At 42.9% G+C, this 13,583-nt stretch carries 15 protein-coding genes; 1 reads left to right on the forward strand and 14 read right to left on the reverse strand.

Annotated elements, in window-relative coordinates; translation table 11 throughout:
- Positions 1-43: 43 nt before the first annotated feature.
- The 14 genes from IGJ15_RS11665 to IGJ15_RS11730 all read right to left on the reverse strand — a co-directional run bounded on the left by IGJ15_RS11665 (position 44) and on the right by IGJ15_RS11730 (position 11,063).
- On the reverse strand, positions 44-1,096 hold the full coding sequence (locus IGJ15_RS11665) for a GGDEF domain-containing protein (RefSeq protein ID WP_005225346.1): 1,053 nt from the start codon (positions 1,094-1,096) through the stop codon (positions 44-46).
- Positions 1,097-1,428: 332 nt separating this feature from the next.
- On the reverse strand, positions 1,429-2,538 hold the full coding sequence (locus IGJ15_RS11670) for a GGDEF domain-containing protein (RefSeq protein WP_430599107.1): 1,110 nt from the start codon (positions 2,536-2,538) through the stop codon (positions 1,429-1,431).
- Between the two features lie 4 nt (positions 2,539-2,542).
- Complete coding sequence (locus IGJ15_RS11675) at positions 2,543-3,250, reverse strand: EAL domain-containing protein (protein WP_074932405.1); 708 nt, start codon at positions 3,248-3,250, stop codon at positions 2,543-2,545.
- Between the two features lie 375 nt (positions 3,251-3,625).
- On the reverse strand, positions 3,626-4,033 hold the full coding sequence (locus IGJ15_RS11680; protein ID WP_005237322.1) for a NusG domain II-containing protein: 408 nt from the start codon (positions 4,031-4,033) through the stop codon (positions 3,626-3,628).
- Positions 4,034-4,058: 25 nt separating this feature from the next.
- Positions 4,059-4,454: a hypothetical protein gene (locus IGJ15_RS11685; protein WP_005225342.1), complete on the reverse strand. Its 396-nt coding sequence runs from the start codon at positions 4,452-4,454 to the stop codon at positions 4,059-4,061.
- 37 nt (positions 4,455-4,491) lie between these two features.
- The gene (gene rpmF / locus IGJ15_RS11690) at positions 4,492-4,662 is read right to left on the reverse strand and encodes a 50S ribosomal protein L32 (protein WP_060792875.1); all 171 of its coding nucleotides are present in this window, start codon (positions 4,660-4,662) and stop codon (positions 4,492-4,494) included.
- A gap of 29 nt (positions 4,663-4,691) precedes the next feature.
- Positions 4,692-4,826, reverse strand: a complete 135-nt coding sequence (locus IGJ15_RS11695; RefSeq protein ID WP_005237325.1) for a putative metal homeostasis protein — start codon at positions 4,824-4,826, stop codon at positions 4,692-4,694.
- A 15-nt stretch (positions 4,827-4,841) separates the two neighbouring features.
- Positions 4,842-5,111 carry a 30S ribosomal protein S14 gene (gene rpsN / locus IGJ15_RS11700; RefSeq protein WP_005225340.1) on the reverse strand — a complete coding sequence of 90 codons (270 nt, stop codon included), beginning with the start codon at positions 5,109-5,111 and terminating at the stop codon, positions 4,842-4,844.
- Positions 5,112-5,127: 16 nt separating this feature from the next.
- Positions 5,128-5,280 (reverse strand): 50S ribosomal protein L33, encoded by a 153-nt coding sequence (gene rpmG / locus IGJ15_RS11705; protein WP_005225339.1) that lies wholly within the window; start codon positions 5,278-5,280, stop codon positions 5,128-5,130.
- Between the two features lie 300 nt (positions 5,281-5,580).
- Positions 5,581-7,560 carry a S9 family peptidase gene (locus IGJ15_RS11710; RefSeq protein WP_060792876.1) on the reverse strand — a complete coding sequence of 660 codons (1,980 nt, stop codon included), beginning with the start codon at positions 7,558-7,560 and terminating at the stop codon, positions 5,581-5,583.
- Positions 7,561-7,650: 90 nt separating this feature from the next.
- A complete protein-coding gene (locus IGJ15_RS11715) occupies positions 7,651-8,595 on the reverse strand; it encodes a tocopherol cyclase family protein (protein ID WP_081117322.1) in 945 nt (314 codons plus the stop codon).
- A 118-nt stretch (positions 8,596-8,713) separates the two neighbouring features.
- Positions 8,714-9,547 (reverse strand): hypothetical protein, encoded by an 834-nt coding sequence (locus IGJ15_RS11720; protein WP_060792878.1) that lies wholly within the window; start codon positions 9,545-9,547, stop codon positions 8,714-8,716.
- 6 nt (positions 9,548-9,553) lie between these two features.
- A complete protein-coding gene (locus IGJ15_RS11725) occupies positions 9,554-9,871 on the reverse strand; it encodes a PadR family transcriptional regulator (protein WP_008377296.1) in 318 nt (105 codons plus the stop codon).
- 154 nt (positions 9,872-10,025) lie between these two features.
- Positions 10,026-11,063, reverse strand: coding sequence for an NADH:flavin oxidoreductase/NADH oxidase (locus IGJ15_RS11730; protein WP_081117323.1), 1,038 nt, complete (start codon positions 11,061-11,063; stop codon positions 10,026-10,028).
- A gap of 263 nt (positions 11,064-11,326) precedes the next feature.
- Between IGJ15_RS11730 and IGJ15_RS11735 the strand changes: the two genes are divergently transcribed.
- A complete protein-coding gene (locus IGJ15_RS11735) occupies positions 11,327-13,468 on the forward strand; it encodes a HelD family protein (protein WP_430599110.1) in 2,142 nt (713 codons plus the stop codon).
- Positions 13,469-13,583 lie beyond the last annotated feature (115 nt).

Genomic DNA, 13,583 nt, shown 5'->3' on the forward strand with positions numbered 1-13,583 from the left:
AGGTAGTATTTTTGAAAATAAAAAAGAAAAGAAGCCAACTCCATCAGTAAAGACAGAGTTGGTCGCGACCGCTGCGCTTGGCTCGATACAATGCTTGATCGGCTCGTTCTTGTGTTTGCTGTAGCAACTCGCCCTTTTGCCGTTGTGCGATCCCAATCGACAACGTGATGCTGACCGAATCGCCTGCATCCAAGATGATCTCTTGGTAACGGATGCGCTTTTGGATTTTTTCGAGGAGATAAGCAGCAGCCTGTGCGTCTCCTTGGATCAAGATCGCAAACTCTTCCCCACCGATGCGATAGACAGGATTGCTCGCCGTACAGTAGGTCGAAAAAATACGAGCGATTTCTTGCAAAATCACATCCCCAGCACGGTGTCCGTAACGGTCATTGTAATTTTTGAAATGATCGATATCGATCAAAGCGATCGATAAGTCCACCTCGGTCGTGTCTAGGCGTTGGCGGTCATCTTGAAATTTACGGAAGTTGTTCAACTGCGTAAGATCATCGATTTTGACCAATGCCAAAATGCGCTGCATATCATTTACTATCGAGTAAAGGAAAAACGCCAATGTATAGGCGAGAATGCCATAAACTATATAAATTAGGGTCGTTTTTTGAATATCACCCGTCAGATAAAAACCAAAAAGAAAGGAGATAGCGATCAAGTAGGTAATTGATAGGAATAACTCTTGTTTGTCAGTAAATCGCCGTTTGGCCCAGGCATGCAGAAATGTCAGTGTCACTATCAAAAAAAACGTAAGATATAAGTTCAACCAAGACGATTTTGATACTTCAAACAAGAAACGCCCTAACGCTAGATTGACCATCGTCGGTACGGTCACCTTCCACCCCAGATATTTCATGGAAAAAGCGTAAAGCAAAAAGCGCAGGTCAAATCGCGTTTCATATACGACGTAAGAGAAATTCATCATCAGCATCCCCACCACGGTTTCACAAGCAATCGCAGCTGCGATCTGTTTCGCTTTGAACGTCCCTTGGCCAACGAATCCGTCACTGATTTTGAATAACAAATAAATATTGATGATAATTGCGCCTAAATTTGCGAGTGTATTGACAACCAGCGTATTTGCCATTTCCTGTGCTTCCTTTCTAAAAAAAAGAACCCTTACTTGCTGATTCGACGGGACAATTCCAGAAACATTTCATTGGAAAAGCGGACAAAGCATCAAGTAAGAATCACTATTTATTATTGACAGTTTTTATCACTCTTGATTTAGAATAATTTACCAGAAATTATACATAGTTTCAATCTTTTTGTTGATATGCGAAGATTCTCAAGATAAATAAAAAAAGCAAAATGTATATTTTTTAAATAAATAACTTTATTTCTTTATTATTACTAACTTTTTGTGCATAAAGATTTAATTCTTTGTGAATTTGTGCAAATCATTTTTTCATTATTTTTTTACGTCTCAGGTAAGGTGCACACCCGATTTCGACCACTTTGTTTTGCGAGATAGAGTGCTTGATCGGCTCTTTCGACGGCTGCCAAGATATCGCCATGACAAACGGTGCTCGCTTCAACGCCGCAAGACAAAGACATCGTCCCTTTTTCAAAATTGGCGACAGGAAACATACTGCTGGAAATAGTTTGACACAGCGTCGCCATCGCAGCTACGGTCTTTTCTTTGACATCCCCTTCGATCACGACACAGAACTCTTCGCCGCCATAACGATAAAAGGAAAAGGTCTCGGCAAAATGCGCCTCTAAAAAAATAGTTGTCCGTGTGGCAAAGGTTCTCAACAGCTCATTTCCAGCGATATGACCATAACGGTCGTTGACCTTTTTGAAGTGATCGAGATCGATCATGGCGATCGTCACAGTCTTTTTCTGTGAAACGGCTTGAAGCAGATCGTGGTTATAGGTCCCATAGTTGAAGCAGCCGGTCAATGCATCGATCTTACTATTCGCCAACTCTGCCAGTACTTGGTACTCTTCGCCTTCAATCAACCGATGCAGCCACATAAAGCCGCCCAACAGCACAAAAGAACCAACAAGTACTGCCAACATCGCTTCCCAGTCATAGGTCGTCGTATGATGGACCAACATCGAAAAACGCGGTGAGATCAGACAGGTCAAAAAATACATCAAATAAAATTGCTGTTGCGGACGCAGCGGCTTGATTTTTGATAAGAGAAAATCAAGGACAAAGACGCCGACACCTAATAGCGGTAAATAAAAGGCTTTGCCAATGTCAGAAAAACCGACAAACAGTAAATAGAAAACGACCATACACGGCGTTATCAAAATCAAGATCTTGCCACGATCACCATAGAAAAAATGACTCGCAATAAAAGCAGTTGTGTATTGATAACAGATAAACCCAACTGAATTCATTGAAAAAGAAAGAATAAAATACAAATGCGTAAACGTCAGAATACCAATAATAAAATACTTAAATGGACGAGAAACCGATATTTTTTGCACACTTCGTACAAAAACATCTGCGGTCACCAGTAAACTGGCAATCATCAGCGGCAAACCAAACGCCAAGAGCACGCCTCGTTCTAACATTCCATCACAATCGCTCTCCTTTAGACCATAAATATCCTTGTTGTAAATGAACCCCCATCTCAAGCAGCTGCGCCATCTTATCGCGGGTCTCGATGCCTTCAACGATCAACTCAAGCTGATACTTTTTGGCGACCTTCAACCAACAGGTCAAGAAACTAAACCCGATCTCCTCATCGAGCTGAATAAACGGCAGTAGTGAAAATTTCAAACAATCCACATTTTCAAGATTGGCAAAGACCAATGAGAGGGTATTTTGGCCACAGCCGATGTCATCGACAGCGATCACATAGCCATAGGCTTTGATTTTTGCAAGGGCAGTAGACAAATCAAAAGAATCATGCTGACCTTTTACAGGATGCTCTGTTAATTCGATCTGCAACTGCTCTTTGTGGGCAGTCATCCCCTCAAAAAAAGTCCACGTTGACTGCCACAGCAGCTGTTGTGGATGAATATTGACACTAAAGCGGGTTTTCGGCTTTTTTTGGCACAACCGTTGCAGCTCCTGGGCATACCACCCCATCAACTGCTGATTGCCACTTTCAGATTGAATCATTGCGCTGAATTCTTGTTGCGGAAAGCGGTTGTTTTTCTCGCTGCGCAGCAAGACCTCATAGCCGTTCACCTCTTGCTGACTTAACGATTCTACCTGCATGATTGGTTGACATAACAGATAAAAATTGTCTGTGTTTTCCCAAATTGTTTCATTTCCCATCTTCGTTAAGCCCCCATCTAGTAAAGTTATCACTTCCGAAAATTGGTCATATTCGTATCATCGCTCGTTCATAGTCCTTAGAAAAAGAAGCTTCAAAGGAACTGACTTGCCTAAGTATACCAAATAGAGCCGCAGTTCCCCAACTATTTTAGATGATTGGGGAGAATTTTTTGTGAACGATTGGACAGAGATTGTAGCTTTCACCCATAGTTCCTCTTTCTTCTGACGGTTGGAATTCTGCGCTTTTCTTGTATCAAAAACGCTGTTTCTTGCTGACTTACACGTTGGTCGATTGGCGTTTTTGACAGCTTCTTCGGCTCATCCTCATAAAAAAGCCAGCTGAACAGGAATTGTTCAGCTGGCTTCCTTTTTCTGTTAATAAATTAAATAGTCAGAGGCACCGGCTTGCTTGATCTCGATCACCAGCTTATGAGGCAGGCAAATACTCGTCTGCCCATTGCGATAGATCCAGCTAGTTTTGACAGCAATCTGGTCGGGACTATTGTCTTCACGAACTCGGATCGCGCCATCTTTGATCTCGACGATATTGTACTGACCTTCTGCTGGATAGTAGGTTTTTTCCATCGCATCGATTTCTTCTAAGTTAAAACGGTCAACCTCTTCTCCATTGATCCGCACGATTGCATACCGATCGCCGGTATCACTTTGAGCTTGTGCTTCAAATAGAAAAAGCGGTAAAAAAGAGCCGACAACTAACAGAACAAACAGCAGATAATCATAGGGCTTTAAAAGTTTTAAAAATGGCTGGATCGTCTTTTTCATCACATGTACGCCTTTCACGGTTCATTCACTGTTCCTTTTTAGAAGGTAATCGCTCTTCAAAAAAAGCAGTTAGGTCGATGATCTCTTCCTCTGTGAAGGTTTCTTGCTCCCATTGGGCAAGGATTTGTTCTTGCAAAGCCAAATCCATTTCCCAAAAATGCTCGATCTTCTTGAAATGCTTTGAGTCAAAGGAACGAAACACGGGGTAGATCATCAAAAATTCTTCAAAGGTAAGATCCCAGTCCTCAGTATAATCTTTAACGACCCCTTCTGACAAGGCTTTTTCCGTCGGATCGCCGTTTTCTTTGATCAAACCTGCTTCGTAAAAATGGCGATAGATTGCCTCTTTGGTGATCTCTGGATGAAATTTTTTACTGTGACGATAGGCTTCTTCAATCAATGACGGATAGATGATCTCCATTTTCCCCCTGCTTTCTGGAAGGCGTCATAAGACGCCGTTAATTCTTTTCGATTGGGTGCTGCGCTTTATAGTCTGCTAATGATACATGGTGGCTGCGCTTGAAGGTTCCTGTTGTCCCATCAAACGAAATCGCTGGTGCTTTGACGCCATAGTGGGTCCGGCGCTTATTCTTTTTTGCTTTTGATGTTTTTCTTGCAGGTACTGCCATGTCATTTCCAACTTTCTTTCACTTTCTCATTATGCACGCAGCTGCAATGCATTTTTCCTTTTATTTCGCTTAAATTCATGAATGATCTTTAATGCGCGTTTCCTTGTTTTGATGTTCGGGCTCTTTAAACGTCGATACGCACTAGACAAGTCCGTTTTTTCCATATTGACTCCTTTCTGTTACCAGCTTGCTTTTGTAACGCCGGGAATTTCTCCGAGATGTGCATGCTTACGGAAATTGATCCGTGACATGCCGAATTTATTCATGTAGCCGCGCGGACGACCATCGATCATATCCCGTTTTTTCAAACGAGTCGGATTCGAATCCTTCGGTAGTTTGGCCAATGCTTGGGTATCTCCTTGTGCTTTTAGTTCTTGACGTACTGCTCGGTATTGTTCGATGAGTTGTACTTGTTTGTTGTATTTTGCAATTTTTGATTTTTTTGCCATTCAGTTATTTTCCTTCCTATTTCTTGATTTCACGAAAAATCGCTCTGCGCCGCAACTTTGGTGAATATTTTTTTAATTCTAAACGTTCCGGCGTATTGCGCTGGTTCTTATTGGTCAAATAAAGTCTTTCCCCTGTCTCCACACATGCCAAAATAATATTGTTTCTCATAATAACCAGCTCCTTTCTCTTGCGTCACACCAAAAGAACACTCAAAGTGTAACGATTACGTTTTGTATCATATCACACTAAAACACAGGAAGCAAGCAAAACTATTTCTTCTTTTTTTTATTTAACACGTGAAGAAAACGTCATATGAATTTGTTTTCAACCGTCGCTGTCATTGGTGGCAAGATAACAGAAACCTATAGCTTTTGATCCCGCAAAAAAATCACCTGATTTTTAAGAAATCACTGGTTGGGCTTTTCAAGCAGCCCAAGTCGTGATTCTTTGTCAGGTGATTTCATTCGGTTAATTTACTGATTGGTTCTCATGTGATGCAAGCCATTCACTGATCGCCTGCAAGCGTTCTATCCGCAGGTTCGGCAAGCCATTGCGCGACAAACCATGAGAGGATTGAGGAAACAGCATCAGCTTCGTATCGACGCCTTGACGTTGCAATGCCATGTAAAACTGCTGTCCTTGTTCTTGCGGACATCGCAAATCATTTTCTCCATGGAGGACTAGCGTAGGTGTCTTGACTTGGCTGGCATAGGCCAAAGGCGACATCTTCCAAAGTCCTTCGGTCTCATCAAGTTCCCGCAACAATTGGAATTTGACAAAGGCAGGTCCAATGTCACTCGTCCCATAAAAGCTGATCCAATTTGAGATCGAGCGTTGCGTAACGGCCGCACAAAAACGATCGGTATGGCCAACGATCCAGTTGGTCATAAAGCCACCATAACTGCCGCCAGCCACATGGATGGTGTTCGTATCGATTTCTGGATGGTTTGCCACCACGGCATCCACCCCCAACAGCAAGTCTTGATAATCTTTATTGCCATAATCACCTAAAATCGATTTGACAAATGTTTGACCGTATCCTTGCCCGCCACGAGGGTTCACCAAGATGACCCCATAGCCATTAGCGGCATGGACTTGCATCTCATGGAAAAATGTTTCCCCATAGCAGACCTGCGGACCGCCATGAATGTACAAAATCGCTGGATGATTCTCCTTTGTTTCGGTCGGGGGCAAATACCAGCCTTGAATTTGCCAATCATCTGCTCCTTCGTACCAAAACGCTTCGGGTTTACTGATCGCTAACTGTGACATAACTGCTTGGTTGGGATCATAGAGATCGGTTACTTCACCACTTGTTAAGTCAATCAATGCTAAGCGACTAGGGATCGTTGGCGTCGCATAAGCAACAGCAAGTTTGGCTTCTGAATAGATCGCCGCATCGAGGATATCCATTTTTTCATCAAGTAGTTTGGTCCATTCTCCTTGGGTCGTGGCACGGTACAATTGTAGCTTGCCATGTTCTGTTACGGGTACAAGGAATGTGTCATCCGTCAACCAGGTGATCGCTACGCCACGATTTTTTTGTTGAAAATCACTGATGATCGCATTGCCAAAGGCAACATCTAACTCCTTGGAAAGATTTTTGACTGCTTTCGTTTTTAAGTCGATCAAAAACAAATCATCCAAGGTCACAAATCCGTAAGAGAGATCATTGCCTAATAGTAACAGCTGATCATTGCGCGCAGCAGCAAAAGTGTAGGTTCCTTCTGGCAGGATGTTTTCTAAACTTTCTGTCTTTTTCGTCTGGCTATCAAGGAGACAAACCTTCGAGCCATAGTCCCATTCATCTTCTTCCTCTTTGTCAAAGGTGAGGAACAACGTCTTCTGATCATCCGCGATGCCAGAAAAAACAAAGGGAGAATCATGCTCAAAAATCAGTTCCGTTTCTTGTGTCGCGATCGTTTTTTTGACGATCGAATGTTTTTTTTCTTTTAAAAATCCGACGCCATCCGCCAAATAATTGACTTTCGTAGTAGCTTTTACTTCTGGAAATTCCTTTTGCTTGTCCGTCTTTTCTGTGTCGTCTTGATTCTCTGAGACCGGCTCTTCTTGTGCCAGCTTATAATAGACCGCCGTTGCGTCTTGCTTCCAAAAATAGTCCCCCAGACCCTTCTCAGTGACAAGTGCTTGGGGCTTGCCTCCGGACACTGGCATCGTCCATAACGTACTTTCATCTTTCTTTGGATCGGTCGTCACAAAACTGAGCCTTTGATCATCTGGCGAGACCTTTAGGTTGTTGTGGGTCGTCGCTTCGGTGCCCCATTCACGCCGTTCGTTGGTCTTTGGGTCAATACTATAAATCGCTGAATCATACGTATTAGTCTCTTGGTTGACTGCCGTTTCCAAGTAAAAAACCTGATTTTGCCCCACTGCAGGCTGCGCAATCGTTTTCAGTTCAAACAGTGTCTCATTCGTTATTTTTTCCATCCGTTTCCCTCCAAAGATACGTGTTTTCGCAGTAACTATCTACTAGTATATCAAAAGAAACGAATTTTTCTGCTTTTTTCCCGCCTTTTTTTAATAATGAAATCTTCGCAGATTCGCTACTTCTTCAAAACCAGCCGACGTCCCTGTCTGCCGCAAGATCTCCTGCCCATTTTCTAAAAGGGTCAAGGCAATTTCCGTACTGGCGCTTTCGCGAATGATCCGATTCATTTGCCCAATAGAAGGTGCTAACAACGAATGGCCTTCTTTCGTCAACACTTCGATCGTCAGCAGCCACTGTTTTTGTTTGAGCTGGATCACTAAACGGTCTTCCGTACGTTTGACATCATGAATCTTTGCACCATGATAAGTAGCAAAACGATATTCTTGGCTGCCGACTTGCAGAACACAAATCGTTCCCAAAAAAGCAAAACCAGCAAAGGGAATGTCGGCTGCGGAGAAAAAGAACCGTATATCTGGTGCATCAAAACTGTTGCACTGAACCCAGATATAAGCTGCTGGAAAGGAGGTACCCCAGTCTTTTTCCAAATAACCGATCCCGTTCGTAAAATCGATTGGTTCTTCGTTCCAGTACAGCGTACCTTCTAAGGTATGACTCATGCTCAAGACACCGTGGTAGCACTCCATAAATGACAGGTACGAAAAAGGCCCCATGATACTCGGCGCATAACGTGTCCGCTGAATCGGTTTGTGGTCGTTATATTTTACTGCTCCTTGTACTTGGAGATCGTTATTTTTTAAAGAAACTTGAATGCCTGCTTCACTAAAGATATTGTCACCAATCGTTACTTTTCGCTCCTCTTCTGAAACCTGAAAATCAGTTTCTGGAAAGGAGAAGTAATGCGCGCCCTCATGATTGATCACTTGAATGAACACTTCTTTGGTACCGTCTTCTTGAATCGAAAGACCTGGAATAAAAGCATAGACTTCTTCACCGATTTGGTGCTTATGGTACCAGCCTTCAAAAAAAGCGGTCTGCTTATTGTGGCCGTGAAAGAACCGATCTGTTGTCAACATCTTGATTTCCCTCCGTTTCTTTTTTAAGTGTAGCATGAAGCAGAAAGATTCCTCAGGATAATGCCTTTGTCCATGTAAAAAAGCCAGAAACAAGCAACACACTTGTTTCTGGCTTTGCTTATTGCTTTTTCATCACTCGACGGGTCCACCAGAGAAAAATAAGAAACCCTACAACGAGCAGTGTCAAAAGTCCGCCGGTCATCCACGATGGATCCCCAATGTGATAAAATGCCATGGCTTTTTGCAGGCAACCAAGCAACACAAATACCCCCAGTAGAAAAACGATCGGATAAAAAGCTTTTTCTTTGCGTGATACAACAAAAACGATCGCCGCTACCAGCAAACTGCCAACCAATACTACATCAAAAGGAAATGCGATCGTCAGGAGCCACCAGTTTTGGGTCAGCAGATTGATCAACAGTGAAAGACCAATCCAGCCACTCACAACGAGCCAAAGGGAGCCGAAACGAATCACCTTGCTTGTGCCCTTCTTTTGATAGATGGTTTTGCTGATGATCGCAAAAATCCCGATGACCGCTACCACAGTTACCAATCCTGTTAAAAGATAATCCAGCAGGTTAAGAACCAGTGGTCCTTGATTTGTAAAATCAGCTATAAACTTGATCCCCCAACTGATACCAACCGCTAAATATGCCAATTTGAGACGCTCTTTGAAATTGCTCTTTGGCGTGTTTGCCAACAGTTCATCTGCCACCCCTTTCGGATCATTACCAAAATAGTGTTGCGCCTCTTCTCCATGAGTTTGTGCTTCTAATAAATCCATTGCAATCGCGTATACCTGCTCTGTGACTTTATGCTCATCGTAAAAAAGGCTGGAAAGTAAGAGGTAGCTTCGAAAATCATCAAAAAATTGGCGATTTTTCTCATTGAATTGTTGCTCGATCAGATTGGTTTGCTCTCGCCAATAGGTCGTCTCTTGTTTATTTGCCATGTTTCCTCACTCCTTAAATAATCCTTCGACTTTCTTCATTAGGTTCGTCCATTGTTCTCTAAATTGTGCCAAATAGTCTATGCCTTTCGGGGTGATCGAGAAGTACTTGCGATCAGGTCCTTCAGGTGATTTTTTCATCTCAGAGGTAATAAGTTCTTGTTTTTCCAACTTCTGCAGCAAAGGATAGATCGTGCCGCCAACGATCGTTTCAAAGCCTCTTTGCTTCAGTTCCTGTACCAGTTCATAACCATAAATCTCTTTTTGAGCAATCACTTGCAAAACACACCCTTCCAAAACCCCTTTTAGCAATTGCGTCTCTTTCACGATTTCCCTCCTTTGGTTCCCTTTATCTAGTTTGTTATACAAACTAGTGTTGTACCTAGTATACGTGTTTGACACTAGTTTGTAAAGCATACTAGTAGAATAAAAAAATCTCCTAAGAAGATTTTTCTTCTAGGAGATTTTTTTATCAGATGAATCAACGCTTCACCCCGCGTTGATAGGAATCATTGTAAGCTTGAAAGGACTTATCGTGAAGTTTCGCCGATGCATCTGCCAACCAGTTGACATTTCTGATCAATGCGCGGCCTTGTAACACCAAATCCACTTGATTGGTTTGCAAAAGATATTCGCAAAGATCAGGATTATCCAATAAACCGACTGCTGCTACGGGAATATCGACCACTTGCTTGATAGCTGCAGCAAAGGGCACTTGATAGCCATCATAGATCGGAATATTAGGCTTTTTATCCACCACACCGCCTGTGGAACAGTCAAGACAATCAATGCCATCTGCTTGAAGCCATTGGGCCACTTGCTGCCAATCTTCCAACGAATTTTGGCGTCCTGGTTCTTCATAGTCTGTCAGTGACAAGCGCATCCACAAGGACCCAGAAAAGACTGCCCGAACTGCTTGTACCGTTTCTTTTACAAAGCGATAGCGATTCTCTAAGGAACCACCATACTGGTCGGTGCGTTGATTGACGAGAGGCGAAAGAAATTGATCCATCAAGTAGCCATGAGCCCCATGAAGTTCGATCATCGTGACACCCGTATTGGCTGCTCGTTGGGCAGCCTGAACAAAACTATCTTGCACCCGTTTGATCTCCGACAGGGTCATTTCTGACGGTAATGGGTAGCGCTCGTTAAAGGCAACGGCACTTGGTGCCAAAGGATTGGTGGCATCAACTGCTTTTCGTCCTGCATGGCTTAGTTGGATGCCTACTTGCGCATCGAACCCATGCAGCAGTTCCACCAATTTCGTCAGCTCTGTTTGCTGCTCTTCATTCCATAACCCTAGATCATTGTTTGTGATTCGTCCGTCTGGTTCAACGGCAGTCGCTTCAATAATGATCAAGCCGACTTTGCTTAATGCTCGTGCCCCGTAGTGAACAAAATGAAAAGGCTCCGCAACACCGTCTTCTTTTTTTACTTCATACATACACATCGGCGACATAACGACGCGGTTGGCCAATGCTAAATTCGCTAGCTTCACTGGTGACAATAATTTGGACATGCTGACACTCCCTCAACGATTTTTCGCTTTGTATTTTTCTCTATATTCAGTATAAACAGCCCCTTCAAAAACACAAGCAATGACCCTTTTTCTCATTTTTAAAACAAAAAAATAGACGCATTCTGCTTGCTCCCATGACATTGGAACAATCAGCTGCCTCTTCCCACTATTATTATACCGCATCCAGAGTCAAAAAAATAGACTAGTATTTTTGGTGGATGCTCGTATAATTGAGATACTTTGGAGAATGGATGTGAGTCTGAATGAACGACCTAAAGGCTGAAAAGAAGCATCTCGCAGACACGTACCAGCAATTGCTGACACGAAAGACAATGCTGAGCACCTTCTTGACTGAAGGCAGAAAAAAAGATCGCCTTGCGATGCAAAGCATCGGCGAAGAGATTCGCTTAAACTTTGATAATTTTGCTGACCGTTTAGATACTTTTGCTGCCATCGAAAGTAAGAACCGTGAGATCGACCAAATGAACGCCGCTCTTCAATCTGCTGAACTTGAATTAGCTGCCATCGACCGTCTACTGGATAGTCCCTACTTTGGTAAAATCTCCCTACAGTTTGAAGATGAGGAAACAATAGAAGATTTTTACATTGGGATCAATGGTTTTGTTAATGAAAATAAGGAAGGGCTGATCTATGATTGGCGCTCCCCAATTGCCGAATTGTTCTATGCAAAACGCTTGGGCCCGGTCTCTTATCAAGTGAACAATCAGACGATTTCTGTCGCTCTTGAACATCGCCGACAATTTATTATCGAAAAAGATCAATTGAAGCAAGCCTTTGATACCTCAGTCGCGATTCAAGATGAAGTGTTACTGGCAGCCCTTGAGGCCAATAATAGCCAAAAAATGCAAGATATCACTGCTTCGATCCAACACGAACAAAACGTCATCATCCGTGACTTAGCGCATAAAAACCTACTGGTCAACGGTGTTGCTGGAAGCGGAAAAACGTCTGCTGTCATGCAGCGAATCGCCTTTTTGCTGTACCATTTTCGTGAAGAGATGACCGTAGAGAATGTCTTGATCCTCTCCCCGAACTCTCGGTTTATTGATTATATTTCGCAAGTGCTGCCTTTCCTCGGTGAAAAAAATCCATTGACGTTGACCATGCGCCAGTTTTGCCAAGCATTTCCTAGTGTTGACTTAGAATCGGAAGAGGCGTATTTTGACCGCATCCAGCAAACACCCAGTGAAGCAATCGACCTTTTGCGCAGTGCGGACTTCAGTCGCTTTCTTCAATCCTTGAGCAAACAGCTGCCAGAAGAACTTGTGCTTCAGTTTAAACCAATCAAAAGAAAAAACGTCGTCCTTTTTTCTGAAGAAACGATCGACACTTTCTTCCAAGAGACACCGAAACAGGCATCCTTGCGCGATCGCATCCAAGCAGTCAAAAAGAAATTGGCTTACGCTTGGGAGGATCGACTGCAAAAAAATGCCTTAGCAGCAAATGTTCACGATCAAGTTCGTTCTTTGACTGAAGACAAACAGCGCTCCCTATTAGGGACAGTTTTAAAGGATGATTCAGAAAAAACGATTCAGAAAGCAGCCATTCGCCTCCTGAAGAAAAAATACGCAAAAGTTTCCAAACAAATCAACGACCTTACTTGGTTTGATACGAAACGATTGTTAGCAGACAGTGCCGACTATTTTACTCATGGACAGATCACTTTGACGCAAACAACAGATAGTTTGGATTATACCGTTTGTCTATTGCTGATTCGTCATTTGCTCGCCGAAAAACAACCTGTCCCTGCGTTACGCTATCTGTTTATCGATGAAGTCCAAGATTATACGCCAGCACAAATTCAGTTTCTATTATGTCTTTTTCCTATGGCCGCTTTTACCCTCGTGGGGGATCAGCAACAGGCGATCTTTACAAGTGCCATCACCGTATCAGAAATCCAAACGTTATTTCAACAACAGGCGAAATTCCTCGAAACGTATCAGCTGACTACGAGTTATCGTTCTAGCGGTGCAATCACGCGGTTATTTGCCCAAATGCTACCAAAAAAAACCAATTTAAAGATCTCTGCCGTTCGACCAGAAGGAAAGTTGCCACAGTTTTATGCCAATCTGCCTGACGTTGCGTTAGTAGACATAGTAAAGGAACTTAAGCAACCAGTAACGATCATCACCAAAGATAGTCGATCCAGTGAGGAGCTCAAACAGTTCTTCGATAAACAGGCCGTGTCATTTCATGGAACGGTTTTACCGATTCATCTTGCCAAAGGATTGGAATTTAAGCAGGTCCTCCTATATGATGTCTCAGAAGAAAATTATCATACCGATCAAGACCGGCGAATTCTCTACACGGCGATTTCTCGTGCAATGGAAGAACTGGTGGTAACTTCAAAAGGAACCTTTTCGCCGTTTCTCCCTCCTTGCTAGTAGAACGAAAAACGGCTCTATAATTTATGGGACTGATGAATCAGAATTGATTCTTCAGCCCCATTTTCATTTTAGGTATTAAAAAACATATCGTTCTCTAGTATGATTAAATCAC

It is taken from the genome of Enterococcus sp. AZ079 (genome assembly GCF_050547255.1).
In the GTDB taxonomy this organism is placed as follows: Bacteria; Bacillota; Bacilli; order Lactobacillales; family Enterococcaceae; genus Enterococcus_D; species Enterococcus_D casseliflavus.